Genomic DNA, 1,144 nt, shown 5'->3' with positions numbered 1-1,144 from the left:
TTTAGTTCAATTTATATAGACAATCTATAAAGCGCACAAGAAGGAGGATGGAGAATGATCAAGCAAGCAGAACTGCTGTGGCAACTTATTATTACAAAAGGGACGGGAGCAAATGCAGATGGTAGAGTTACGCTCAATCTCCAGCCAGGTGCGACGGATGAAGATATTCAATCCGTGGAAAATCAACTTGGCGTGACATTGCCTGAAGAAATGAAGGCACTGTATCGTGTGCATAACGGACAAGCCTGGAATATAGGCGTAGCTCCATTTGTTCGTAACCTGACATTGTCACCTCTGGATCAGGTGAAGGAGAACTGGACGTTTTTGCAGGAGGAATTTGACCCGGACGAGATGGAACTTGAGATTGACGAGGCTGCCATTAAGCCCGTGCTGTGGAACCCCAGATGGATACCTATTGCTGAAAATGGCGGTGGGGATTATCTGTGTCTGGATACCGATCCGTCAGGAACGGGGACGGTGGGACAGGTGCTATATTTTTGGCATGATTGGGGACATCGGTCGGTTGAGGCTGCGAGCTTATTTGAATTTATTCAGAAGTGCATGGAAGAAGAGGATGAGGACGAAGCAACGTAGGTAGTCGAATCCAGAGTAAATTAATTCGGAAAAGGAGGTCATCCAATGATCCAAATAACCATGCGTCAATCCGAGCAGGCAGATCAGGAGCACCTTGCAGAGTTGCGAGCCTTGGTTCTATATGATGATCTACACAGGTTGGGAAGGTACGATGAAGTGAAGGTTCGTGAACGTTTCCGTAATACATTCGACCCTGTCCACACGTGGATTATTGAGGTCGAGGGTACATGGGTGGGGTGTGTAGCGCTGAAGCCCAAGTCGGAGGAGATTCTACTAGAACATTTCTACATACATCCTGATTATCAGGGTCAGAGAATAGGAACTCAGGTGCTGAAAACGCTGCTGGAACAGGATGAGGTCCGGGGCAAACGTGTTATTTTAAATGTATTGCAGGGAAGTCCGGCTCGGCGGTTGTACGAACGCTTTGGATTTGTGTTGGACAGTGAAGATGAGGTGGATGTGTACATGTCCGTTCAAGTACAATAATCGTTACTGTACATCTATATAAGTTGAACTATTCATTTACACAGAAACGGAGAGGACAGAAAAA

2 protein-coding genes are annotated in these 1,144 nt (G+C 46.3%); both read left to right on the top strand.

The window, feature by feature from the left end; translation table 11 throughout:
* The first annotated feature begins 54 nt into the window (after positions 1-54).
* The gene (locus tag P364_RS0134625; protein ID WP_024634519.1) at positions 55-594 is read left to right on the top strand and encodes an SMI1/KNR4 family protein; all 540 of its coding nucleotides are present in this window, start codon (positions 55-57) and stop codon (positions 592-594) included.
* Between the two features lie 45 nt (positions 595-639).
* On the top strand, positions 640-1,080 hold the full coding sequence (locus P364_RS0134620) for a GNAT family N-acetyltransferase (RefSeq protein ID WP_024634518.1): 441 nt from the start codon (positions 640-642) through the stop codon (positions 1,078-1,080).
* Positions 1,081-1,144 lie beyond the last annotated feature (64 nt).

This window comes from Paenibacillus sp. MAEPY2 (genome assembly GCF_000499205.1).
GTDB lineage: Bacteria > Bacillota > Bacilli > Paenibacillales > Paenibacillaceae > Paenibacillus > Paenibacillus vandeheii.
Note: the sequence above shows the minus strand (reverse complement) of the source record. Positions and strands in the feature narration are given on the sequence as shown.

Coding starts and splice junctions, on each gene's coding strand:
- P364_RS0134625 (WP_024634519.1), top strand. CDS start 55: ATGATCAAGCAAGCAGAACTGCTGTGGCAACTTATTATTACAAAAGGG.
- P364_RS0134620 (WP_024634518.1), top strand. CDS start 640: ATGATCCAAATAACCATGCGTCAATCCGAGCAGGCAGATCAGGAGCAC.